At 59.4% G+C, this 24,526-nt stretch carries 22 protein-coding genes; 13 read left to right on the top strand and 9 right to left on the bottom strand.

What is annotated here, in order from left to right:
• Window positions 1-14: 14 nt before the first annotated feature.
• Window positions 15-1,355, bottom strand: a complete 1,341-nt coding sequence (gene hisD / locus I6J72_RS02780; protein WP_204099836.1) for a histidinol dehydrogenase — start codon at window positions 1,353-1,355, stop codon at window positions 15-17.
• A 151-nt stretch (window positions 1,356-1,506) separates the two neighbouring features.
• Between hisD and I6J72_RS02775 the strand changes: the two genes are divergently transcribed.
• Entirely contained in the window at window positions 1,507-2,430 is a 924-nt protein-coding gene (locus I6J72_RS02775; protein ID WP_204099835.1) for a YbjN domain-containing protein, read from the top strand.
• Here I6J72_RS02775 and I6J72_RS02770 read toward each other — a convergent pair.
• Window positions 2,427-2,948, bottom strand: coding sequence for a hypothetical protein (locus I6J72_RS02770; protein WP_239107470.1), 522 nt, complete (start codon window positions 2,946-2,948; stop codon window positions 2,427-2,429). The genes I6J72_RS02775 and I6J72_RS02770 overlap by 4 nt on opposite strands.
• Before the next feature lie 8 nt (window positions 2,949-2,956).
• Window positions 2,957-3,727 (bottom strand): hypothetical protein, encoded by a 771-nt coding sequence (locus tag I6J72_RS02765; RefSeq protein ID WP_204099834.1) that lies wholly within the window; start codon window positions 3,725-3,727, stop codon window positions 2,957-2,959.
• Window positions 3,728-3,913: 186 nt separating this feature from the next.
• On the opposite strand from I6J72_RS02765, the gene I6J72_RS02760 reads away from it, so the two are divergent.
• The 9 genes from I6J72_RS02760 to I6J72_RS02720 all read left to right on the top strand — a co-directional run bounded on the left by I6J72_RS02760 (window position 3,914) and on the right by I6J72_RS02720 (window position 12,885).
• Complete coding sequence (locus I6J72_RS02760) at window positions 3,914-4,438, top strand: TetR family transcriptional regulator (RefSeq protein ID WP_204099833.1); 525 nt, start codon at window positions 3,914-3,916, stop codon at window positions 4,436-4,438.
• A 62-nt stretch (window positions 4,439-4,500) separates the two neighbouring features.
• On the top strand, window positions 4,501-6,729 hold the full coding sequence (gene glgX, locus I6J72_RS02755) for a glycogen debranching protein GlgX (RefSeq protein ID WP_204099832.1): 2,229 nt from the start codon (window positions 4,501-4,503) through the stop codon (window positions 6,727-6,729).
• Between the two features lie 46 nt (window positions 6,730-6,775).
• A complete protein-coding gene (locus tag I6J72_RS02750) occupies window positions 6,776-8,149 on the top strand; it encodes an exonuclease domain-containing protein (protein ID WP_204099831.1) in 1,374 nt (457 codons plus the stop codon).
• A 129-nt stretch (window positions 8,150-8,278) separates the two neighbouring features.
• Window positions 8,279-8,887, top strand: a complete 609-nt coding sequence (locus I6J72_RS02745) for a hypothetical protein (RefSeq protein ID WP_204099830.1) — start codon at window positions 8,279-8,281, stop codon at window positions 8,885-8,887.
• A 54-nt stretch (window positions 8,888-8,941) separates the two neighbouring features.
• Window positions 8,942-9,946: a GTP pyrophosphokinase family protein gene (locus I6J72_RS02740; RefSeq protein ID WP_204099829.1), complete on the top strand. Its 1,005-nt coding sequence runs from the start codon at window positions 8,942-8,944 to the stop codon at window positions 9,944-9,946.
• Between the two features lie 102 nt (window positions 9,947-10,048).
• Window positions 10,049-10,327, top strand: coding sequence for a hypothetical protein (locus I6J72_RS02735; protein WP_204099828.1), 279 nt, complete (start codon window positions 10,049-10,051; stop codon window positions 10,325-10,327).
• A 76-nt stretch (window positions 10,328-10,403) separates the two neighbouring features.
• Window positions 10,404-11,108: an ATP-binding cassette domain-containing protein gene (locus I6J72_RS02730; RefSeq protein WP_115022821.1), complete on the top strand. Its 705-nt coding sequence runs from the start codon at window positions 10,404-10,406 to the stop codon at window positions 11,106-11,108.
• 19 nt (window positions 11,109-11,127) lie between these two features.
• Window positions 11,128-11,754: a hypothetical protein gene (locus I6J72_RS02725; protein WP_204099827.1), complete on the top strand. Its 627-nt coding sequence runs from the start codon at window positions 11,128-11,130 to the stop codon at window positions 11,752-11,754.
• A 66-nt stretch (window positions 11,755-11,820) separates the two neighbouring features.
• Entirely contained in the window at window positions 11,821-12,885 is a 1,065-nt protein-coding gene (locus tag I6J72_RS02720; protein ID WP_147279339.1) for a hypothetical protein, read from the top strand.
• Between the two features lie 40 nt (window positions 12,886-12,925).
• Here I6J72_RS02720 and I6J72_RS02715 read toward each other — a convergent pair whose 3' ends face one another.
• From I6J72_RS02715 to ilvA, 4 genes are all read right to left on the bottom strand, one after another.
• Window positions 12,926-13,312 carry an RNA-binding S4 domain-containing protein gene (locus tag I6J72_RS02715; RefSeq protein ID WP_204099826.1) on the bottom strand — a complete coding sequence of 129 codons (387 nt, stop codon included), beginning with the start codon at window positions 13,310-13,312 and terminating at the stop codon, window positions 12,926-12,928.
• A gap of 7 nt (window positions 13,313-13,319) precedes the next feature.
• Complete coding sequence (locus I6J72_RS02710; RefSeq protein WP_204099825.1) at window positions 13,320-13,556, bottom strand: hypothetical protein; 237 nt, start codon at window positions 13,554-13,556, stop codon at window positions 13,320-13,322.
• Window positions 13,557-13,619: 63 nt separating this feature from the next.
• Window positions 13,620-14,264 carry a YigZ family protein gene (locus tag I6J72_RS02705; protein ID WP_204099824.1) on the bottom strand — a complete coding sequence of 215 codons (645 nt, stop codon included), beginning with the start codon at window positions 14,262-14,264 and terminating at the stop codon, window positions 13,620-13,622.
• Entirely contained in the window at window positions 14,264-15,547 is a 1,284-nt protein-coding gene (ilvA, locus tag I6J72_RS02700) for a threonine ammonia-lyase IlvA (protein ID WP_204099823.1), read from the bottom strand. Before ilvA ends, I6J72_RS02705 begins: the two co-directional genes overlap by 1 nt.
• A 175-nt stretch (window positions 15,548-15,722) precedes the next feature.
• On the opposite strand from ilvA, the gene I6J72_RS02695 reads away from it, so the two are divergent.
• Both I6J72_RS02695 and I6J72_RS02690 read left to right on the top strand, forming a co-directional pair.
• Complete coding sequence (locus tag I6J72_RS02695) at window positions 15,723-17,729, top strand: choice-of-anchor I family protein (protein WP_204099822.1); 2,007 nt, start codon at window positions 15,723-15,725, stop codon at window positions 17,727-17,729.
• A gap of 100 nt (window positions 17,730-17,829) precedes the next feature.
• Window positions 17,830-18,564 carry a hypothetical protein gene (locus I6J72_RS02690; RefSeq protein WP_204099821.1) on the top strand — a complete coding sequence of 245 codons (735 nt, stop codon included), beginning with the start codon at window positions 17,830-17,832 and terminating at the stop codon, window positions 18,562-18,564.
• Between the two features lie 129 nt (window positions 18,565-18,693).
• On the opposite strand, the gene I6J72_RS02685 is transcribed toward I6J72_RS02690, so the two are convergent.
• Complete coding sequence (locus tag I6J72_RS02685; RefSeq protein ID WP_204099820.1) at window positions 18,694-19,890, bottom strand: cobalamin-independent methionine synthase II family protein; 1,197 nt, start codon at window positions 19,888-19,890, stop codon at window positions 18,694-18,696.
• Between the two features lie 87 nt (window positions 19,891-19,977).
• Window positions 19,978-23,553, bottom strand: a complete 3,576-nt coding sequence (gene dnaE / locus I6J72_RS02680) for a DNA polymerase III subunit alpha (protein ID WP_204099819.1) — start codon at window positions 23,551-23,553, stop codon at window positions 19,978-19,980.
• Between the two features lie 64 nt (window positions 23,554-23,617).
• Between dnaE and rarD the strand changes: the two genes are divergently transcribed.
• Window positions 23,618-24,523, top strand: coding sequence for an EamA family transporter RarD (rarD, locus tag I6J72_RS02675; protein WP_204099818.1), 906 nt, complete (start codon window positions 23,618-23,620; stop codon window positions 24,521-24,523).
• The last annotated feature ends 3 nt before the right edge of the window (window positions 24,524-24,526 follow it).

The following is a 24,526-nucleotide window of genomic DNA, read 5'->3' as shown; positions in this document are numbered from 1 at the left end:
GTGTTGCTAGCTCTTTAATTCTGGGGCGCGTTCGCGTCATCGAAGCGGGCGGCAATCGCCTCACCGTGCGCCGGAAGTTCCTCAGCGGCGGCAAAGGCAATGACCTTATCGGCCACCTCCCCCAGCGCCGAGCGGTCGTATTCCACAAGGTTGACTGGGCGCAGGAAGGTGTGCGTGGACAGGCCAGCGCTGAATCGTGCCGTGCCGGAGGTCGGCAAAACGTGGTTGGAGCCTGCCGTGTAATCACCCAACGGCACCGGTGAGTAATCGCCCACGAAGATGGCACCTGCATGGCGAATCCGTTCGGCCACCTCACGGGCGTTCGCGGTGTGAACCTCCAAGTGCTCGGCGGCATACGCATCAGCCACGGCAATGCCCGCATCTAGGTCGTCGACGAGCACGATGCCGGACTGCTCGCCGCGCAGCGCCTCCGCAGCACGCTCGGCATTCGCCGTCGCGGTGTAACGCTGCGCTACTTCCGCCGCCACGGCCTCTGCCAGTTCTTCGCTGGCGGTAATGAGAACCGACGCTGCCATCGGGTCGTGCTCCGCTTGGGAAATAAGGTCATACGCAACGTACACGGGATTTGCCGTATCATCAGCCAGAATGGCGATCTCAGTCGGGCCCGCCTCGGCATCGATGCCCACCACGCCCTGCACAGCTCGCTTAGCTGCGGCCACGAAGACGTTGCCTGGACCAGTAATGATGTCGACTGGCTCAAGCGCTTCTTCTCCCGTCGCTGGCTCATCGTCACCATAGGCCAGCAGCGCGATAGCCTGTCCACCACCGACCGCCCAGACCTCATCCACGCCCAACATGTGGCAGGTTGCCAGAACCGTCGGGTGCGGCAGTCCGCCGAAGTCTTTCTGTGGCGGGGAAGCCACAACCATGGCCTCAGCACCGGCTTCCTGAGCCGGGACGGCGTTCATGATGACCGAGGAAGGATACACTGCCTTGCCGCCAGGCACGTAGAGACCTACGCGTTCGATCGGCTGGAACACCTCCGTGACCGTGGCGCCAGGAGCTAGCGTTGTGGTGTGCGAGGACAGCTTCTGGTCAGCATGCACAGCGCGCACACGGGTAATGGATTCTTCGATAGCGGACCGGACCTGCGGATCAACGTCCGCTGCAGCCTTCTCAAGGGCGTCCGCACTGACACGCACCGCTTCCGGGCGTACGCCATCAAAGCGCTCACCAAAGTCGAGGGCTACTGCCGCACCACCATCGCGCACCGACTCCACCATGGGGACCACTGTGCCCATGACGGAGGAAACATCCGTCCCGCCACGTGGCAAGATTCGGCGCAGGCGGGAGGTGCTGAGCTTCTCTCCGCGCAGGTCAATAGTTCTTAGCATGGCACAGCCCCTTTTTATAATATGCAGCGGTTTCTATACCTTCCCATTACTATACCCGTGCCAAAAAGCCAGCGGGCCCCATGGTGCGGGCTATAGAATGTGTCACTATTAACACATTGACGCACCACCATTGGTGAAGAGAGGCGGCGACATGAGTAACGACGCCGACAAGCACGACGGCCCGGACCATTCCGAGCTACTCACACGCGTGGAGAAGCTCGCGCACTGCGAAGAGCTGGATTGCATCCGTGTCAGCGCCGACGAGCTCCTCTTTCCCCATTCCCCCTTGGGCGAGACCCGCACGTATATGGACACCGAAGGTGAGCCCATCCTGCGCTTCTACACCACCCACAATGGAGCGCTTGGGTTTGGTGAAATCCCCGAGCTCAGCGAGTTCGTCAACGACTGGAACCACGACTGTCTGTCACCCCACTTGGTGCTCAACTACACCACCCCCACTGAGGTTGAGGTGTGGGGCCATTCCTTCCTCGTTGTGCACCAAGAGCCCACCACGGCACAGCTCGCCGCGTCCGTCCTGCCGGCGCTGTTCAACGCGGGGGCGTGCCTCGAGGAGCTCGCAACGCATTTTCCCGCGCTGATGCTCCCCCGCCCCCTGGCAGCCGATGAGCCTTCTGAACCCAATGGCCCCGTCTCTACCGTCGACATTTCTCGTCTCGAAGACATGCTGCCCTCGCTCGGAATCACACGCTTCCAATCGGATTCCGGGGACGCCATCTATGCCTGGATCAACGATGTCCTCTTCGCCTTCGCCATCGATTCCGGGCCTAGCCTTATCATCAAGGGCCACTGGGATCCGAACCTTCCAGGCAGCGAGTTTTCCAAGATGTTCCTGATCTGCAATGACTGGAACCGAACTAACCACTCGGCATCCGCATTTTGCCACTCCAACGTGGATGGCCTGCAGGTTCGCGTGGACTATGCGGTGATGACAGGAGCAGGGCTTTCCGACGCCCAACTGGTCACCGCCCTAGGCCGCGGCATCAAACATGTGCTCCATGGCATCGATGACATTTCTCACGATGCCATAGGCTCCTCCCCCGTCGTGTGGCCCTAGTCAGCGTTTTCCGGTAGTGCACCAAGACCGGGGTCGGGATTGATAAAAACCGCAGACCAGTAGGCAAACATAGCCATAAACGGTGCCACCAACCACCCAATGGCCGGAGAAAATTTCGGTACGAACTCGACAAACTCTCCGGGCTGCTCTGGCGCAGCGGTAGCAGTCACACCCCCAAAAACATAGAAGGCAGCCGCTCCAGCGAGGCCGACCACGCCAGACCAAACCAATACGCCGACTCCGCGGTAGCGCTCGCCACGCAAGTAAGCCACTGTTCCTATCACCACGCCCAGCATTCCGGTGATAAGGGCGAAGGTACTAAAGGATAGGAACTGAACGTTGGCGCCGTTGCTCAGCGCATACCCGCCGCCTTCTACTCGATGACCTTCAAGCGTTGGCCGCCAAAGACCCCACAGCGCACCCGAAACACTGAAGATAAGGAGCGCCAACGCGAGCAACCCCGCGCCAAATCCAATGGCGCGGGGTATGCGAAAGCTAGGTGCACGTAGTGCAGTCACGAGCTGTTTTAGTTGCAGAAGGTCCAGTTACCGTTCTCACGCTTGAAGCGCATGGTAGAGCTGTCCAAGCCCTTGCTGGTGTTAACGTTCACGGTGGCGGAGGCGGAGTCACCGTCAACAACGACGTCGTTGATGGACTCAACACCGGTCTGGGTCCAGTCGAAGCCCTCCATCTGAGAGGTATCAGCACCGGAGGCAGCCATCATGTCCTTGAGCTGGTTCATCGGAACGTCCGGAATCTGGTTGTAGTCAAGCTCGCTTAGACCAGAGTTCGGGTCGTTACGAACAGCTTCACAGGTGTGATCCGGCAGGTACTTCACGAAGCTACGCATGGTCTGCTGGTCATACATTCCGCGCACTAGGCCGTTGATGCCATCGATGTCTTCCTGGCTAGCTGCCTGACCCTGAATGGGCTCTACCTTCGGCATGCTCTGGAAGGGGTCAACGCCGTTCTCGAACGGGTTGGCCAGAGTCTGGTCAGCGCCTTCCTCAGCCGGGGCTTCCTCGCCCTCCGGCTTCGGATCCTGGCCCTCGCCTTCCTTCTTCTCTTCGCCCTCCTTCTTGTCCTGCTCCTCGCCTTCCTTCTTCTCTTCGCCTTCCTTCTTGTCCTTATCCTCGGAGGTCTCACCCTCCTTGGCCTTGGTCGTGGTGGTGGTCTTCACAGCGGAGGATGCAGCGTCAGCTACTTCTTCGCCTTTGTCGCCGCATGCAGTCAAGGTCAACGGTGCAACCAGCGCGACTGCAATGAGGGACTTCTTAGCGGGGGTCAGAAAAGACAAGGGATAACTCCTAATTTTCTAATAATGAGAGTGACAGATTGCACGCTCTTGTGCAGTTCACATAACCCTAACAAGCAGTGGTTGAAGAATTCATGACCTAAACCTTGAAGGTTCCTGTGAACCCCACTACTCTTTTTTACTCACAAGAGCCACACTAAGAGCACGAGACCCGTACAGTAGTCTGTTGTGCACCTTTCTCGCGACGCTATTGTTTCCACGGCCCTCGAGCTTCTCACGAGCTACGGGCTGGCTGATGTCACCATGCGGCGCGTCGCTACCACCCTCGGCGTGGCTCCTGGCGCATTGTACTGGCACGTAGCCAACAAGCAGGCGTTGATTGCCGCCATGGCCACCGAAATCATATCACCGGTTTCCGGAGACACCCCTGCCGAGTTGGCGAGCTCCCTCCACCGCGAGCTCAGCCGTTGGCGCGACGGCGCGGAGGTAGCCATTGCCGGTGCTGCTTTCCCCGAGTCCACCACCCGCGCAGACCTCGAGGAGCTCTTCGCCGCAGCGTTGGAGCGAGAGGTGCCGGAGGGGACGTCGGAAAGCATTGGCGTTGCCGCACGCACCTTGATCCATTACATCCTCGGCGCCACCTTCTTGGAACAATCCCATGCCCAGTTGGGAGGCCTCTCTGCATCCGCACACACTGATTACGCCTCCATCCGCGCCACCGAACTCGTAGTCGCGGGATTACGTGCGCTCTAAACTCACCTGCGCCGATAGTTTAAGGTCAGCCGCATTCCGCAGAATTGGCTAAGCTGAACCCCATGACTGACACCCGTGCCGAAGCACCCCATTCCCGCCAGGTGTGGCCTGGTTCTCCATCCCCACTCGGTTCCACCTTCGATGGAGCCGGTACCAACTTCGCTATCTTTTCCGAAGCCGCTGAGAAAATCGAACTCTGCCTCATAGATCAAGACAACAACGAAGAGCGCATCGAACTCACCGAAGTCACTGCGCACGTGTGGCATGCATATCTTCCCAACGTCTCCCCCGGCCAGCGCTATGGCTACCGCGTCCATGGCCCCTACGATCCCCAGCAAGGCTTGCGCTGTGACCCCTCCAAGCTGCTTGTCGATCCCTACGCCCGGGCCTTCGATGGAGACTTCGACGGGGACGCCTCACTATATTCCTATGACATCCATGCCGAAGAACCGGGCACCGGCCGCAACGAGGAAGACTCGCTGGGCCACACCATGCTCTCAGTTGTCATCAACCCGTTCTTCGAGTGGCACGGCGACAACCGCCCCCACACCCCGGATAACGAAACCATCATTTACGAAGCCCACGTTAAGGGCATGACGATGACCCACCCGGAGGTCCCCGAAGAACTCCGCGGTACCTATGCCGGCATGGCGCACCCGGCCATCATCAATTACTTCAAGGACCTTGGCGTAACGGCAGTGGAACTGCTGCCCGTGCACCAGTTCCTCCAGGATGATCGCCTGCGCCAACTGGACCTGCGCAACTACTGGGGTTACAACACCTTTGGTTTCTTTGCCCCGCATGCAGACTATGCCTACGCCAAGAAACCCGGCGAGGTCGTCGCAGAATTCAAGGCCATGGTTCGCGCCTTCCACGAAGCCGGTATCGAGGTCATCCTCGACGTGGTGTATAACCACACCGCAGAAGGCAACCATATGGGCCCCACCATCGCTTTCCGTGGCATTGACAACCATGCTTATTACCGCTTGGTGGATGACAACCCCGAGCACTACATGGATTACACCGGCACCGGTAACTCGCTGAATGTGCGCCACCCGCACTCGCTACAGCTCATCATGGATTCCCTGCGCTACTGGGTGACGGAAATGCGCGTCGATGGCTTCCGCTTCGACTTGGCTTCTACTCTGGCGCGCGAATTGGATGACGTCGATAAGCTCGCTACCTTCTTTGATTTGGTGCAGCAGGACCCCGTGGTATCCAAGGTCAAGCTCATCGCCGAGCCGTGGGACGTGGGACACAACGGCTACCAAGTTGGTAATTTCCCGCCGATTTGGAGCGAATGGAACGGCAAGTACCGCGACACTGTCCGAGACTTCTGGCGCGGAGAGCCTGCCACCATGGGTGAGTTCGCCTCTCGCTTGACTGGCTCTTCTGACTTGTACGCCAACAACGGCCGCCGCCCCACTGCGTCCATCAACTTCATCACCGCGCATGATGGATTCACGCTGCGTGACTTGGTGACATACAACGAAAAGCACAACGACGCTAACGGTGAAGACAACCGTGATGGCGAGTCCCACAACCGTTCCTGGAACCACGGTGTGGAAGGGCCGACTGACGACGAAGAAATTAAGAAGCTTCGCCGCCGACAGGTCCGAAACTTCCTCACCACCCTCCTGCTGTCTCAGGGCACCCCGATGCTCTGCCACGGTGACGAGCTGGGCCGCACGCAAGACGGCAACAACAACGTCTATTGCCAGGACAACGAGATTTCCTGGATTGACTGGTCCATGATGAATGAGGAAAAGAACGCCGCCATGCACGGCTTCACCAAGCGCCTCATCAACATCCGCCGCAACCACCCGGTCTTCCGCCGTCAGCGCTTCCTAGCCGGTGGCCCCTTCGGTTCTGATGTCAAGGACCGCGATATCGCGTGGCTCGTGCCTTCCGGCAAGCTCATGACTCCAGAGGACTGGGACTTTGAATTCGGTAAGGCCCTCATGGTCTACCTCAACGGCAATGCGATTACGGAAACCACTGCCCGTGGTGAGCGTATTACGGATGATTCCTTCATCATGATCTTCAATGCCCACCACGAGGACATCGAGTTCACTCTTCCCACCAAGGACCTGGGTGCTAGCTGGCGTCTCATCGTGGATACGTCCGATTCCGGCGGTTACCCGGACGAGGAGAAGATTATTGACGCTGCCGGAACCATCGTGGTTCAGCCGCGTACGACTCTTATCTTGCGCCAGACCGAACCCCCCGTATTCGACGATGTCAACGAGACAACAGAAGCCGCTGACTCTTCCGAATCGAAAGAGAACTAGACTGGCTTTTTATCTCCACTTCGAAAAGATGCCCTGAAAGGAATCCGTGTCCTATACCGCCCACGGTGCCGTCGTTGACGTCACCGCCGATGCTCTGATTCTTCACCGCTCCCAGCTTGCAGCTTCCCTAGGCGCTCCAGCCCACGAGGAAATCCCGCTGGCTGGGGCCACGGGTGTGGAGAGCTCGGCACCGACGGCAACGAGTTTCGGACAGGTTGTCGTGCATGGCGAAGGCGATACCGAACTCACTATCATTCGCATCGCTCCCGGCCAGGACGCGGAAACACTAGCTTCCGCAGTAGAGGCTGTTCTGCGCGGCGAGGCACCAGCCGCCAGCGCAGGTGTCAAGGGGCTGAATTTCACCGCCGTTGACGTCGAAACAGCCAACGATAACTGGGGTTCCGTGTGCCAGATTGGCGCGGTCCGCTTCCGCGATGGTGAAGAAACCGAATCCCGCACGTGGCTGTGTACCCCTCCGCCCGGTTTGGAGTATTTCGACGAGGTCAACGTCAGCATTCACGGCATTACGGCGGATGACGTTGCCGATGCCTCTCCCTTCGCGGACGCTGCTGCGGAGCTCTTCGAATTCCTCGGCACGGACACGCTTGTTGCCCACAATGCGCAGTTCGATTCAACTGCGCTTCGCACGGGCCTGCGCACGGCCAAAGCTCCTGTTCCGGATGTTCGCCTCGCGTGTTCTTTAGCCTTGGCACGCGACGCCTCCCGCGCCGGCGTTATCGATGTGGCCAACCACAAGCTTCCCACCGTGGCGAACTTCGTCGGTGCGGAGGACTTCCAGCACCACGAAGCCACCGCCGACGCACGCGCGGCCGGCGCAATCGTCACCGGTCTCGCCCGCCGTTTCGGACACTCGGGTTCCATCGAGGATCTCTTCACCACTCGCGAGTTTGCGCTGGGCACCTTGAGCGAAGAATCCGTCATCCCGGTGTTGCGCGCTAACACCGCACCACTATCAGCTGCGGATCTGGGTGCCGGCACAGATTTCCGTGACAACACCCGTATGGCCGGCACCGAAACGAGCTCGAAGGAAAAGCGCTCCGGCTCCGAGGACCGTCGCGGCCCAGCGCCCTGGCAATCAGTCGCTACCCCCGACACGATTCCGGACCCTAACCCCGACGCTGACCCTCAGGGCGCACTCTTTAACCATCACGTCACCCTCACCGGTGACTTTGAGCCTTTCGATAAAGGCCTGTTGTGGTCCAAGATTGCTGAGCGCGGCGGCCAAGTGGGCAAGAACGTGACCAAGAAAACCACCATCCTCGTCGTGGGACAGTGGGCTACGAAGACCTCCAAGGAAAAGCGCGCCGAAGAGTTACAAGCCAAGGGCCAGGACATCGCGATTTGGCCGGTGGACAAACTTCTCTCCGAACTCCAGCTCGACGAAGCTCCACCGTTTTAAAAAGGAGCGGCTAGGACTCACGTTGAGCTCCCCGGATAGTTTTTTCTGCGAAGCTGGGAACCGACGGGCATGCAGTTCAGTCCAATAAGGGCAAGAAATTCTTAAGCTCTACCCTTACCGGAGAAAGCCATGACCGTTGCAGCTCCTTCTGCCCTCGATGTTGACCGCCTTTTACCATCTCTGTGCCCGAGCAACGAGCTCAGCGGCGTGAAACTCTGTGATGACGGATTTGGTGACTCCCCTGCCAGCATCCAGCTTTCCCGCACGTTCTCCATGACGTTGACTCATGGCGAAGGTTCTTCACTAAAACGCGTCAGCCAGCGTGCGCTCGACGATATGGGGCTCACGGTTCGCCAGGCATGGGACGCCTCATCGCTCAACCTGCAGCGCAGGGCCCTGACGGACCAGGGCTTGCGCTTCTTTACTCGCCCTGCCGAACACAGCCTGCCCGGTGCTGAGGGCAGCGTGGAGGTTCGTGCTCACCGCTGCTCTATCTCTGCGTGGTTGGCGCACCCACAAACGTTTGTCATTGTGGATAATCACCTTCGCCGTCTGACCCAAGCTCAGCGCATCACGTACCTCGTTCCCGACGCACACACGCTTTTCGCTTTGGTTGATACTCCTGACAGCACAGCAACCGCGTTAGCCGGCCGCGCTAGCGAACTGCGCCCACGCCATCGCCCCACACTGAGCCTGCGCCCACTAGTATTGGCTAACGGCTTTCCTTTGGAGGTATAAGAACTACCTCCTTTTTCCTCACTGCCGTGGCCGAAAGGAGTCGTGTTCTAACCGATGCCCGAATCCCCAATGTCTCGCCTGAGCAATCAATACCACTCCTGGGTTCACGCACACCCCACTGCAGCACAAGATTTCCTCGATGCCATCGAGGACTTGCTTAACGACGCCGGCATTATCTTCGACCGCGTGGCTACCCGCGTCAAACAGTGGCCTTCTCTTAAGGCCAAGGCGAAGAAACGTCGTGAGAATGGCGAGCTTATGTACCCCGCACCGTGGGACGACATCCACGATGTTCTCGGCGTGCGTATCAACGTCTTTCACTCCACCATCATCCCGGAAACTATTGAGGTTTTGGGGGAAACCTTCAAGGTTGTGCGCTCCGTGGACAAGGCCGCGGAGACCCGTATTTCCGGCGGTTTCGGCTACGGCTCCCACCATCTCGTTCTCACGGTCACTGAAGATAGCGCTGCTGCCCTCGATGAGCTCGAGCCTTATGTGGGCTGGACTTTCGAGGTACAGATCCGCACTGTCCTGCAGCATGCTTGGGCAGAGTTTGAGCACGATATTCGCTACAAGCAGGGGCCGAACCCACCTTCTCCGCAGGTCGATCGTCTCTTTACTCTAGCCGCAGGTCTCATTGAGCTCGCGGATCAGCAATTCGATGAAATCGCAGCGCTCAAGGCCCCCAGCACGGAAACCGATGAGGACATTGAGCTCACCGCGGAGACCCTACCGGGAGTGCTCGCCATCATTCTGGGTAGCCGCTTCCCACGCTCACGCTCGGAACACTACCGCTTCCTGGCGGAGCTGCTAGAAAACAACGGCATCAACCGTTTGAGCCAGCTCAAACAACTCTTGGATGATGATGACATCGCCCACGTGCACGACGCTATGCGCTACCGCTTCCGCCCGGGGCAGGTCAGGCTTATCGACGACTTGTTGCTCAACAAGTTCGGCTCCCAGCACATCGACGCTACCTCTGCTGCCGGTGACCGCCCCGACCGCAAGCGCCGCTTGAACGCACGCCTCAAGGCGCTACGCCGCTTTTCCGAAGAATAGCGCAGTCAACTGCTGCCAATTATTTCCACTATGGTTTATAGTAGAAGAACCTTATTCATGTAGATGGGCCCCCTGCTACCTACCTTCAGAAAGGATCCATCAATGAAGAAGCTAGCTGTTATTTTGACGCCTCCACTCATTTTGTCTGCGGCGGCGGTGTTCGGTCCCAGTGCCGCACAGGCCTACCCTTCTGATTGTCAATATGAGGTAAACGGAAAAAGCGTTATCGGAAGCTGCAGCCAAGGGGATGGAGACTTCCGTATTCGCCTCGACTGCAATAACTGGCCCGATCAGACTTCCGCATGGACCGAAGCCGGCCATCAGGCAGTCGCAACATGCGGCATCGAGCACCACCGAGGGGTAACGTTCGAAGTTCGCTAACCCCGCCACAGTTCTTACACATAGCGCGAGCATCAATATTTCGCGCTCTAATTTTCATTCACGTATGAGGTAGCCTGTGCTGTCACTTAATCACGTTTCCGTTGCCTACAAGAAAAAGCAGGTAGTAACCGACGTCAGTTTTGACGTGACTGACGGCGTCCACGCCCTCTTAGGTCCCAACGGAGCAGGCAAGTCCTCCATACTCAAAGCCATTGTCGGACTGGTTCCCACAGCTGGTGGCACGATTGAGCTTGACGGGATTGCTGATCCGCGGCAGCGGAAGCTCCACGTGGGGTATCTCCCGCAGGACAATCTCCCCACAAGCTCTTTTACGGTAGCCGAGTTTCTGCACTATATGGCGTGGCTCAATAAAATTCCGCGTGGCACCGCCGGCGCCGAGGTTGCGAAAGCACTCGCATTGACGCATCTTAAGGACTATTCCTCCGACAAGATCCGTAACCTCTCCGGTGGCACACGGCGGCGAGTAGGGATTTCAGCTGCCTTACTCGGTAGCCCGCGGCTCCTCGTACTCGATGAGCCTTCCGTGGGGCTCGACATCATACAGCGACAAGAATTGTGCACTGCAGTTTCTTCGATCGCGGCGACAACTCCGGTACTGCTCACCACGCATATTGTGGATGATGTAGCGAGTGTAGCCACGGATGTGACAATTCTTTCGCATGGGTCTGTGGCCTTCACCGGTTCGCTCTCCGAGCTCACACCGGGTGGCAACTCCGCTGAGGCCATCGCGTCCGCCTATACGGCGTACGCGGCTACATAAGCGGAACAATGGTGGCACAATGACGACAAGAACAGACCCCAAGCAGCTCGTCCCGCACTATGGATGGCTGCTGTGGGCGCGATTCCAGAACTTACCCATCGCCGTCATCGCGGCGGTATGCACGGCACTGACCGCGAAGGCGGTGTTGACGGCCATCAGCCGCCCTGGGGCCACAATTGAAGATAGCCATCTGTTTATCGCTATCGCCGCGAGCGCGTGTCTCACCATCGCGATGAAAAAAGAATCAGCGCTGGAGCGCACGCGTGCCCGCTCCCTCGTGGCACGGCGGTCCATGCTCCTCCTCGTCTTTGCTACAGTCATAGGAGTCATCAGCGTGATGTGCTTCGGCTTCACCACCGCCCCGTATGCCGGGCTGGCCTGTGCGCGCGACTGCAGCTTCCTTCTCGGATGCACATGTATCGTTTCGCGTGTACTTCCCAACCTGTACCTCTGGGCGGTCCCTCTGCTTGTAGGGTGCGTATCCTTATTCTTTTCACCGTCCTATCCTTTGCCCACGATGGAAACCCTCTGGCTGCCGCTCAAATCACCCGGCCTGTTGTTCACGCAAGACGGCGCCTTCGACGGAAGTTGGTTCATCGCCACTGGTGCCATCGTACTGGGAGTACCACGTTTTATCCTGCGCTAGTTTCCCGCCCCACGCACCACGGTGTGTAGTACTTCTCACGCTATCGATTGGATCTCAATGTCATCTGTGACCACGCGCCCTGTTGCCGACTCTGCCGCGCCGCCCGCCGCATACTGGCTTCGAGGGGTGCTCCGCATCCAGAAACTAGTCCTGTTGGGACTCATCACCGGATTGTTCCTCGCGGTCTTTGCGTGGACCTCCGTAAGCGATTGGGGAGGGAGTGTGTACATGCTCCTCGATACAGCAGCCTCCGCCACGCCGTTTATGGTGGCGTGGCTGGCAGGCGTTGGTGTCACCGTCGGCCAGTGGCGGTGGCGAAGTGGAAGCGCACAGTGGGATTACTTTAGTCCACGCGGCAAGGCTGTACCGATAGCGTTAGGCGCTGTAGGCGGAGGGCTTCTGCCGCTTGTAGGAATGACCGTGTACCTCGCTGTAACGGTGCCGCTGGCACTGTATGGCAGTCTCCACGATGGCCTCGACAGCGCCACCATCATGGCCGACGTGCGCGACAGCATTCCTCTTATATTCGCGCTTACAGCACGATTCTGCGCGGTGTCCTGTGTAGCGGCTTCAGTCGGCGGGTGCGTTCGCTACAAGTTTCTCGCCGCGCTGGCAGCCGTCGTGGTCTTCGTCGCTACCATCATTGCCGCTTTCAACTTCGAGCTCATGGGCGAACACGAGCGGCTGGACTCAGCCAGCATTGCAGACCTGGAGTGCACGGCGACCGCTCCCACAGTCTGCGGGCTCCCTACCAACCAGGCTTATTTTGCAGCCGCGCAGGAATCGCTTACACACTATATGGAGGGCTCACCCTACGGTGATGTACTGCCGGACAAGATACTCGTCACCGATTCGTCCTTTCGTGACGTCCCAGAACAGCTCCGCAGCGACTTTCCCATCGCTCTGCAGCTCATGCGGCAACGGGCGATCACCGCTCCCCACCGCTTGGCCGCTGAGGAGACTGTATCTCAGAATATCTCGCTCTCTCTGGCACATGCCTGTGCTGCTCCATTGTCAGACGAGTCAACGCGCGTGCAGGAGATTCTAAACGGCACCCCGAGGAATCCGGGAGAAAAAGAGGCCAACTCCACAGAGCTGGAGGACCTCCTTTCCTGCATCAACCACCGCTAACTCCCCCCCTGCGTGGCAAGGTGCACCAGACCGGCGCGCACTAACGGAAACCGCCGCGGAACTTATCCATCTGCCGGCGTTCCTTCTTCGTGGGGCGACCGGTGCCCCGGGCGCGGACGGGGACGGAGGGAAGGAATTCCTTCAGCGGGGGCGGCGGGGCGTGGTCGATGTAGCAGGTACGTGCCACGGGAGCGCCAACACGCTTCGATACGGTGGCAAGGACCTCGAGGTCATGCTCGTGGTGGTTTCGCCACACGCGTACGCGGTCGCCCGGGACAACCTGCTGCGCAGGCTTGGTAGCGTTGCCGTTGAGTTTGACGTGCCCGGCGCGCACTGCGGTGGCGGCCTCCGAACGGGTCTTGAACATACGGACGGACCAGACCCAGGCATCAATGCGTACTGGGCGCCCGTCGGGCTGGTTGACCATACGGCTCTTAAAGGTTGTGGTTTTCGTTGACAATCTTCTGGATCTTTCCCCAGTTATAGACGCCACCGACCACGGCAACGACGAGGCCAATGGCCATCCACGTCCAGAATCCAGTAAGCGCCCAGCCCAGCAGGATGCCGCCACCGATGCCGCCCACCACGGCAATGGCGCCGTTGCGAGCGTGCGTGCGTACAGCCTGCTTCCGCTTCTCAATGGGATTATTGGGGCGTCGCTGCATAGTCATGCTGCCAATACTACAAGGCAACCATGCCGTGCGAGGAACTACGCGCGTGGAACTACGAGCTCGCTAGTGCGGAAGCTCCACCCAGGCGCTGCCGGCTTCCTGCGGAGCAACCGCACCCTGGGTCAAGGCGGCCAATGTGGCCGTGAGCTCTTCCTCGCCACCCGGGGCGACGGACACGGTGAAGGTCACCGCTTGGCTGTAGGCAGTATCGACAAGGTCCACGCCGCGGTTGCGCAGGTCCGCCTCCAAGCGGCCGGCATCGGCATGGGAGACCTCCAGCGTGTAGAGCTCACGCAAAGCGCGGGTAGCGCGCTCGACGTGTTCCATCGTCTCGCTCACAGCACCGCCATAAGCGTGGACCAAACCGCCCGCGCCCAGCTTGATACCTCCGAAGTAGCGCACCACGACCGCGCAGATGTCCAGCATCCCGGACCCTTTGAGAACGTCCAGCATGGGTTTGCCCGCGGTGCCGGAGGGCTCACCATCGTCAGAAGAACGCTCCACTGGGTTCGAAGCATCGACGTGGTAGATGTACGCCGAGCAGTGGTGGCGGGCGTCGGGAAAGCGGTCCCTGGCAGCGTCAATAAACGCGCGCGCTTCTTCCTCATTTGTCACGCGGCCGATGAGGGTAATGAAGCGGGAGCGCTTAATCTCAATCTCGTGCTCGTAGAGCTCGCCGGCAACGGGGCGCTGATAACTGTCCAGCATTATGCGACGAGGAAGTCGTACTCAGGAGTGCCAGGCTTGAGCTGCTTGCATTGCAGCTTGGAGTCTGCCAATCTGCGCAACAATCCATCAATGCCGGCGGCGGATCCCAATTCAATACCCACGAGTGCCGCACCGGTTTCGCGGTTATTGCGCTTGAGGTACTCAAACAGCGTGATGTCATCCTCTGGCCCCAGCACGTCCTGGAGGAAGTGGCGAAGCTGTCCCGGCTCCTGCGGGAAGTTCACCAGGAAGTAGTGCTTCAGACCTCGGTGCACGAGGGAGCGCTCCATTATTTCGGCGTAGCGCAACACGTCGTTATTACCGCCGGAAATAACGCACACGACGGTCGATCCCGGCTGCAGCTTCAGGGAGCGTAGACCGGTCACACTCAACGCGCCGGCGGGCTCCGCAATGATGCCTTCGTTCTGATACAAGGCCAGCTGCTCCGTGCACACCGCACCTTCGGACACATTATCCCAGTGCAAACGCCCCTGGTTGGCCTCCAGAATCTTGAAAGGTACGTCGCCAACTCGCTTCACCGCAGCGCCATCGACGAAGGGGTCAACGGTCTCCAGCGTCACTGGTTCGCCAGCGTCGAAAGCAGCGCTTAGCGACGCCGCCCCAGCCGGCTCAATCCCCACCACCGCAGTGCGGGGAGCCATGTCTGCAAGGTAGGACGTGATTCCGGAGATGAGTCCGCCTCCCCCCACGGGGACGATGACGGTGTCGAGGGCCTTGCCCAACGAGGACAGCTGCGCCACAATCTCCGCGGCCACGGTGCCTTGACCGATGACAGTATCGCGGGCGTCAAAAGGCTCGATGAAGAATGCTCCACGCTCATCGGCGTCCGCATGTGCAGCAGCCGCCGCCTCATCAAAATTAGCTCCGGTGACAACGAGCTCCACGAAGTCCCCGCCGTGAACGAGGATGCGGTCACGCTTCTGCTTCGGCGTGGGTTCGGGGACAAAAATCTTGCCCTGGATGCCCTTGGTCCGGCAGGCATAGGCGACGCCTTGAGCATGATTGCCTGCCGACGCCGTCACGATGCCCTGCGCGCGTTCCTTGTCACCAAGGTTGGACATTCCATAAATGGCGCCGCGGATCTTGTACGAGCGCACATCCTGGAGGTCCTCCCGCTTGAGATAGACCTCGTAGCCGGTCTCCTGGGACAGGCGTGGGCAGTACTGCAGTGGGGTCGGAGCAATCTCCGAGCTAATCCGCGATTGGGCCAACTGGATGTCAGAGGCGTGGACTGGCTCGAAGTCTTCCGGGGTACGTGTCATGCTGGCTCATTCTACGCTCTACAGAGTGCCCCGCATGCATTACCTAGCATTCGACCGATTCACCAAAGGTTTACTCAAATCTTCTCCTGTCGTTACTCTCTGTTCTCCGAATGGGGACGGTGTGACACGTACGGTGGTGCGGAATCTTTGTCGTCTCAACGCTAGGAGTTCTTCTATGTCTCGCTCTTTCTCTCGCCGCGCGCTTGCCCTGTGTGTTGCTACCGCCACCAGCGTAAGCTTGGCTGTTCCGGCAGCGTCCGCCAAGATTGTGGACAACGTCCACGTGCACTCTGCGGCTAACGCTAGCCTCAAGGTCAGCCCTATCGGCACTTATGAATCCGGCGTGTATGAAGAGTCCGCTGCGGAGATCGTGGCCTTCCACCCAGCATCCAAGCGCATTCTGACCGTCAATGCCCACGCCGGCCAGATTGATGTTATCGATGCCGCCGACCCGACCAAACTACAGCACATCGGCTCTATCTCTGCTGGTGAAGGCAAGGAAATTAACTCCGTGGCGGTGCGCCCGGACGGCCTGGCTGTCGCCGCCGTTCAGCAGGAAGACAAGACTGAGAACGGTGAAGCTCTGTTCTTCAACGCCGCAGCGGAGAACCTGAATTCTGCAGAGCTAGGCCGGGTTGAGGTAGGCGCTCTGCCAGATAACGTTCACATCACCGCTGACGGTGGTTACGCGCTGGTGGCCAACGAAGGCGAGCCGTCCGACGAACTCAACGCCGAGGGCACCGATTACGTGACTGACCCGGAGGGTTCGATTTCCGTTATCGCGCTGCCGAAGGATGTTGCAGCTCCATCCGAGGCTGACGCCCGCATCGCGGATTTCACTGCCTTCGATGACCAGGAGCTTCCCGAAGGTGTGCGTGTCTTCGGCCCATCTGGCCATGAGTCCAAGCCGTCCATCGACTTCGAACCAGAATACATCTCCTCCCAGGACGGCAAGGCATTCGTGACCTTGCAGGAGGCCAATGCCATTGCCATCGTCAACATCGAGTCCGCCACCGTCGAAAAGATTGTCCCGGCCCACGTTGCTGACCACAGCAAGACTCCGCTCGACCCGTCCAATAAGGATGACAAGGCCGAGCTGCGCACCATCCCGGTGAAGGGCCTGTCCATGCCGGATTCCATCGGCGCTTTCACTGCCGGCGGCCAGACCTACTTCGCTACCGCTAACGAAGGCGATGCCCGCGAGTGGGGCGTGAAGGAAAAGGACGGTGGCTCCGGCGTCTACACCGATGAGGTAGAGCTCAAGGACCTCATCGAGGAGGGCGCGGTGTGCGAGGGCGCGCTTGGCGACGTCTCCGCGGAAGACCTCGCCGACAAAAAGCACGCCGGCAACCTGAAGCTCACCAATGCGTCCGGCTGGAATGAGGAGAAGGGGTGCTTCGACGAGCTGTACTCCTATGGTTCCCGCTCCTTCAGCATCTACGACTCTGAGGGCAACGTTGTGTTTGACTCCGGCGCTGAGTTTGAGCAGATCACCGCTGAGCTCAACGAGCCAGGTATCTTCCATCACAACGCTGACAACGAAGAAGCAGAGTTCGACGACCGCTCCGACAACAAGGGCCCCGAGCCGGAGGCACTCGTCGTCGGTACCGTTGGCGAGCGGACCTACGCTTTCATCGGTGCGGAGCGCGTAGGTGGCATCTTCGTCTACGACGTCACCGACCCTGCCAACGCTTCCTTCGTCACCTACGTCAACAACCGTGACTTCTCCACCGATGAGTACGCCGATGCTGGCGACCTTGGCCCTGAGGGCTTTGCCTTCGTAGACAAGAAGGACTCCCCCAATGGTGAGTACCTGCTCATCGTGGGCAACGAGGTCTCCGGCACCACCACTGTGTACTCCGTTGAGGACCTCCTCGCCGCCGAGGAAGACGAAGACGCCGACCAGGGCGACGGCAAGGACACGGATAAAGACAAGGACAAGGACAAGCAGGACACTCCGAAGAAGCCAGGCAACGATGCCGGTAAAGACGGCAAGGGCGGCAAGGGCTCTGCAGACAAGAGCTCCAGCACCGTCTCCGGCGGCATCATCGCCGGTTCCGTCATCGGCGTCATTGCCGCGCTGGCCGCCACCATTGGTGTGCTGCGCGTACCGGGTGTCCGCGAGACTGTCCTGAGCCTTGCACCGGCTCCGCTGCGCGCTCAGTTGGAGAAGTTCCTCTAAGCCCTATCCACCCCGTAGGACTGGCTGCTACATTGAAGTGAGCTTTTTCCAAGAAGCCTTTGCACACCTGTCCTTTCCCTTCCCAAGGAGAACCCTCGATATGCGTCTTTCCACCTCCCTCGTCGCCATCTGTGCCACCACCATGGCGCTGGTCACCCCGCTGGCCGCTGCTGACGATTCCTCTGCGTCAGCCAGCTCGACCGCGACAGCCACCTCAACCGTGGCTGACGAGGCCTCCCCGGAGTCCGCCACGCAGGACGTCTCCGAGGAAGCTTCCGAGGAGAAGGCTGCTGAAGACGTATCCGAGGAGAAGGCTCCCGAGGAGTCCGCGCAGGAGCCGGCAAAGGACTCTTCCAAAGCTCTGGGAAGTTCTCTGAATGTTGGCCATACCAGCACCAAGGATCTCTCTCAGGAGTGTGCTGACCAGGTCAACCAGGCACGTAAGAACCACGAGGCTGCCGTCGCTGATGGCACCGCAGGTTCGTCGTTCATGGGCCCAAAAGAGCTGGCCAACGGTGTGCTCAACGGCTATGGCTCCTCCGGCATGCCTGAGGTCCCTGATTGTGTTGAGGAAGAGAAGGAAGCCGAGCTGCAGAAGGAATGGGACGAGATGCCCGAGTTCGTTCAGTCTGCACGCCCGACGGAGAAAACCAAGGAGATTTACGCCTGGGTTGGCGGTGCTCTGGCATTGCTCTCCGTGGGTATTCGAGTTCTGGTCGTCGCGGCTGAGTTCGATCCTTCCATCCTGAATGGTCTGCGTGCTTTCCTCAAGAGCATGGGCTTCTACTGGGATAACTCCAAGAAGAAGGAAGAAGCTGAGAAGGACAAGCACTAAGTCCACCCCAAGTTGTTCACACGCCCTCTGTGGTTAAACCACGGAGGGAATAACGAAAGAGGCGCTGCGAGATTGTTCTCCGCAGCGCCTCCTCCGCTAGTCGCGAACCACAACCGATACGACTAAAACCTAAAATAGTTCCTTCGTCGCGATCTCTGCGCCCTCAACGAGGGACTGGAGCTTGGCCCACGCGATCTGGTGGTGCAGGCGACCGCCTAGGCCGCAGTCGGTCGAGGCAATGACGTTTTCAGGGCCCACAAGCTCAGCAAATTGGATGATGCGGTCAGCGACCAGACGCGGGTGCTCCACAGCGTTCGTGGAATGCGACACCACGCCCGGGTAGATGACAGTGCCCTCTGGCAGCGTGTGGTCCTTCCACACGCGCCACTCGTGAGCATGGCGCGGCGAGGCACCCTCGAAGGAGAAGCCACCGACCTTGGCCTGCAGGATCTCCTCGATGATGTCCTCGAACGGAATGTCCGTGACGTGCGGACCATGCCAAGAACCCCAGCAAATGTGCAGGCGGGTCTGCTCACGCGGGATGTCCTTAATGGACTCGTTGAGTATCTCAATACGTTCGTGCAGGAATGCCTGGAAGTCCTCGACCGTCGGCTCCGGCACCACGGAGTCCCATGCCTCCGCCAAGTCCGGCGCATCGAACTGCACGGTCAGATCCGCATCAGTGATGGCCTTGTACTCGACCTTGAGCGCCTCACCACAGGCGCGAACGAGCTCAGACTCGTCATCGTAGTACTTGTTGGGAAGACGTGCCGCAGCACCCGGGGACAGGGCGGCGACGAAGCCCTCGGTGCCTTCGGGGAGGGCGTCGGCAAGCAACTTGACGTCAGCCTCCACCTGCTCCTGGCCGATGTAGGTCACCGGACCAGTGAATTCCGGGTTGGCTACCTTCTTGCGGCCGGTAAAGATGCCCGAATCCGGGTCATTGTAGGCCTCGGAAAACAGCGCACGGTCGCGGCGATCCTTCATCGAAGAAAGGCGAATCTTACCCGGCTCGGAACGCACCTTGTCACCGATTTCCCAGCGGTCCTTATCCGTCATGGTCAGACCACCCAGGCGGGTAAAGGAGTAGTTCCACCACGCACCGTAGTCCACGGCGCCGGAGGTGACGTGGCCGTATTCGCCCTCGTTGATGATGTCGATGCCGAGGTCGACCTGGCGCTTCACCACATCCGTTACGGAACGCTCCAGAATATCGTGGAACTTCGCATCGGAGATGGTGCCGGCAGAGCGCTCGAGGTTAGCCTCCAGCAGCCCCTTCGTGCGAGGCAACGAGCCAACGTGGGCGGTACGAAACTTGTTCACCATGAGAAACTGACCTTCCCCTCTTCTAGACTATGCTGTCTAGAGTAACCCAGGAGCCTGGTTCCCATGGGATCTCGATTCAACTTAAATTCACCCGAGGATGCCAGCCCCCATCGTGGCCTTGAGGTCACCCATGAGGTTGCTCGAGCGCTCCACACGCAGGTGCTCACCGAGGACCATCATGGTGGACTCTTCACCGTCGACAAGCGTGAGGTACACGTCCGACTCGCCCTTGTTGTTAACGAGCACCTGCTTGAGCTTGGCAATGTTATCCATCGTGCACTGGTCTGTGCGCATAGTCAGGCGCAGGGGCAGGCCGGCACCATTGCCAGGACCTAAGTCAGGCACCTTGATATCGGAACAGAAGAGGGACATGCGCTCATCACGAACCTTCACCTGAACCTTGGCCAGGATGATGTTGTCTTCCGCAATTTGCGGAGCCACCAGCGAGTACACCTGGTTGAACACAAGGATGTCTACCTGGGCGCCGTTATGATCCTCGATGCTGACGATGGCCCACGGGGAACCATCGCGCTTCGAAAAACGCCTGTCCACGCCCGAGATGATGCCGCCAATCACCAGCTCCTGTCCGTTGCCGACTTCACCGTTAAGAATCTTGGTAATCGGCGTATCGGTCTGTGCATCGAGTGCTTCCTCGAAACCGTCGAGCGGGTGGCCGGAGACGTAAAGGCCCAGCATCTCACGCTCCAGTGCCAACTCGTGCTTACGATCCCAATTCTCATCGGGGACGTCAATAGCAAAGGCAGATCCAGAATCGCCTTCCTCGTCACCGCCACCGAAGCCGGCGAAAAGGTCAAACTGACCCTTATCAGCCGCCTTCTTCGTGGTCTGAACAGAGTCCACTGCGTCCTCATGAATGAGCATGAGGCCCTTGCGTGGGTGCTCCAAGGAATCGAAAGCGCCGGCCTTGATGAGGGACTCCGTCACGCGCTTGGAACACGCCGCTAGCTCAATCTTGTCCAAATAGTCAGAGAAGGACCTAAAAGCGCCTTTCTCCCGACGGGTCTTCACGATGGAATCGACCACTTCCCCACCGACGTTGCGGATAGCGCCCATACCGAAGCGAATATCGTCCCCCACAGCCTGGAAGGTTTCCTGGGACTCGTTAACGTCCGGGGAGAGCACGCGGATGCCAAGGTGGCGGCAATCGGCAAGGTAGATAGCGGACTTATCCTTCTTGTCACCTACCGAGGTCAACAGCGCTGCCATGTACTCCGGCGCATAGTAGGCCTTGAGGTAGGCCGTCCAGAAGGACACCAAGCCGTAGCCCGCGGCGTGAGACTTGTTAAACGCGTAGGAGGCAAAGGGTTCAATCGTGCCCCACAGCGCATCCATCGCTTCCTTGGAGTAGCCGTTATCCTTCATGCCGCCCCAGAACTTGTCGTACTGCTGCGCTAGGACTTCCGGCTTCTTCTTGCCCATGGCCTTGCGGAAGCCGTCTGCCTCGCCGGCGGTGTAGTTCGCCACCTTCTGAGAGATACGCATGATCTGCTCCTGGTACACGATGAGGCCGTAGGTCTCATCGAGAATTTCCTTGAGCGGCTCTTCCAGCTCCGGGTGAATCGGGGTAATTTCCTTACGCCCATTCTTGCGGTCCGCGTAATCCCAGTGAGCGTTCACGCCCATCGGTCCCGGGCGGTAGAGCGCCAGCGACGCGACAATATCCTTAAAACCTGTCGGCTTCATGCGCTTGAGCAGCTCCTGCATGCCGCCAGAGTCGAGCTGGAACACGCCTAGCGTATCGCCGCGTGACAGCAGGTCATAGACCTTAGATACCTTCGGGTCATCGGCATGGAGTTCCTCCAGCCCGATTTCTTCACCGCGGTTTTTCTTAATGTTCTCCAGGCAGTCACCAATCACGGTGAGGTTGCGCAGGCCCAGAAAGTCCATCTTCAGCAGGCCAATGGCCTCACAGGCTGGGTAGTCCCAGCCGGTGATGTAGGCACCGTCGGCTGGTCGCTTCCACATCGGGATGTGGTCCATGAGCCGGACCGAAGCCATAATCACCGCACAGGCATGCACGCCTGCCTGCCTGACGACGCCCTCGAGACCGCGCGCCGTCTCATAAATCTTCTTGACGTCCGGGTCGGTCTCAATCATCTGGCGGACCTCGGTGGCCTCCGAGTAGCGCTCGTGCTCCGGATCAGTAATACCGGCCAGCGGAATATCCTTGGCCATAATGGCCGGCGGCAACGCACCGTTGATGCGGTCCGCCATCTGGAAGCCCGGCTGGCCAAAGTGCACCTTGGCAGAGTCCTTAATGGCCTGCTTCGTCTTCACGGTGCCGAAGGTAATCACCTGGGCAACCTTGTCCTCACCCCAGCGCTCAGCAGCGTAGGTAATCATTTCGCCGCGGCGGCGATCATCGAAGTCGATATCGATATCCGGTGCGGAGGGGCGCTCCGGGTTAAGGAATCGCTCGAAGAGGAGGCCGTGCTCGATGGGGTCAATGTTGGTAATCGTCAGAGCATACGCCACGAGCGCACCTGCAGCCGAACCACGACCCGGACCAACGCGAATACCGATGGATCGCGCGTGCTTGATGAGCTCGGCCACGATGAGGAAGTAAGAAGGGTAGCCCTTCATATCGATGACGCCGATCTCGTACTCAGCACGGTCGATGTATTCCTGCGGCACATCCCCACCGTTGAAGCGATCCTTGAGCCCCTCCATGACCTCGTGGGTCAGCCAGGAGGTGGGGGTGTGGCCCTCGGGGACGTCCGCAATCGGCATGCGGTCGTGGGTATGCTCTTCCCAAATGGCGCCGTAGTCTTGGACTCGCTCCGCAATCCACAAGGTGTTATCGCAGGCCTCCGGGACCATGTGGTCCCACAGCTCACGCATCTGTTGGGCGGACTTGATGTAGTAGCCGGTGCCATCGAATTTGAAGCGGTCCGGGTCCATAAAGGTCTTGCCCGTCTGCACGCACAGCATAGCCTCATGCGCTGGGGCTTGAGACTCCAGCACGTAATGGCAGTCATTGGTCACCAGCGGCGGCAGGTCCAGCTTGCGGCCAATCTCCAGCAAGCCGTCGCGGGTGCGCTTCTCAATATCCAGCCCGTGGTCCATGAGCTCGAGGAAGAAGTTGTCTTTGCCATAGATGTCCTGCCACATGGCGGCGGCCTCGAGGGCCTCGTTGAACTGGCCTAGACGCAGGCGGGTTTGAACATCACCGGAGGGGCAGCCGGTGGTCGCGATGATGCCCTCAGCATGCTCAGCGATGAGCTCGGCACCCATACGCGGCCACTTGCCCAGCTGACCTTCGTAAGAGGCAAGCGAGGAGAGTTTGAACAGGTTGCGCAGACCAGTTTCATTTTCCGCCAGCATCGTCTGGTGCAGGTAGGCACCGGAGGCAGAAACATCATCACGCTTTTGATCCGGTGTTCCCCACAGCACGCGCTTCTTATTGAAACGCGACTCCGGCGCGAGGTAGGCCTCAATACCAATGATGGGTTTGACGCCTGCGCTCGTCATCCTCTGGTAGAAGGCATTGGAGCCGTACATGTTGCCGTGGTCCGTCATGCCGACGGCAGGCATGCCTTGGCGGACCACCTCATCCGCCAACATATCCACCTTTGCCATGCCGTCCAGCATGGAAAACTCGGTGTGGTTGTGCAGGTGGACGAAGGATGAGTTTTTGGCCATGCGGTCATCTTAGCGGGGCCGTCAAACTTCCCGGATTACTCAACGTCCTGTACATTTTTCTGTGATGTTCTACACTATTGCCGCCTATCTCATGTGGGGCTTCTTCCCGGCGTTCTTCCCGCTGCTGCGCCCCGCCAGCCCATTTGAAATCCTTGCGCACCGCATTGTGTGGACTGCGGTGCTCGTCACCTTCATGCTGCTGATTACTGGCGGCTGGCGCGAGCTGAAAGAGATGAGCCTGCGCACGTGGGGCTGGATGCTGGGCTGCGGTATCACCATCACTATCAACTGGGGTACGTACGTCATCGCGGTCAACAGCAACCACGTGGCCGATGCCGCGCTGGGATATTTCATCAACCCGCTCGTCTCCGTGGCCTTAGGCATCATCTTCCTCAAGGAGACGCTGACGAAGGCACAGGTGGCATCGGTCAGCATTGCCTTCGTTGCGGTGCTGTGGCTGACATTCATGACCGGCCAGGCACCGTATTATTCGCTGGCCCTGGCTTTCAGTTTCGCACTCTACGGGCTGCTAAAGAAACAGATTTCGGTCTCTTCCATGGGCTCCGTGGCCGCGGAAACCATCGTCATGCTGCCCTTCGCACTCATGTACCTGGGATACCTGCAGTTCCAGGGCGAATCCACCTTTGCCAGCGAGGGCCCCGGCCACATGGCGCTGCTCGTCACCTCCGGACTAGTGACTGCTCTGCCGCTGCTCTGTTTTGCCCAGGGCGCTAAGCACCTGCGCCTATCCACCATCGGCATGCTGCAGTATATGACGCCGATTATGCAGATGCTGTGGGCGGTCTTCGTCACCCAGGAAGATATGCCAACCGAGCGCTGGATCGGCTTCATCATCATTTGGGTAGCGGTCATCATTTACCTGGCGGATTTGGTGAGGATGGGCCACGCTTCCCGACGCCGCGCCCGCCTCCACTCCCCGACCCCCAGCACCGACGAGACTGCCGCCTAGAAG

This window comes from Corynebacterium sp. FDAARGOS 1242 (assembly GCF_016889985.1).
GTDB classification, from domain to species: domain Bacteria; phylum Actinomycetota; class Actinomycetes; order Mycobacteriales; family Mycobacteriaceae; genus Corynebacterium; species Corynebacterium minutissimum_B.
This window is presented reverse-complemented; position numbering and strand designations above follow the sequence as displayed.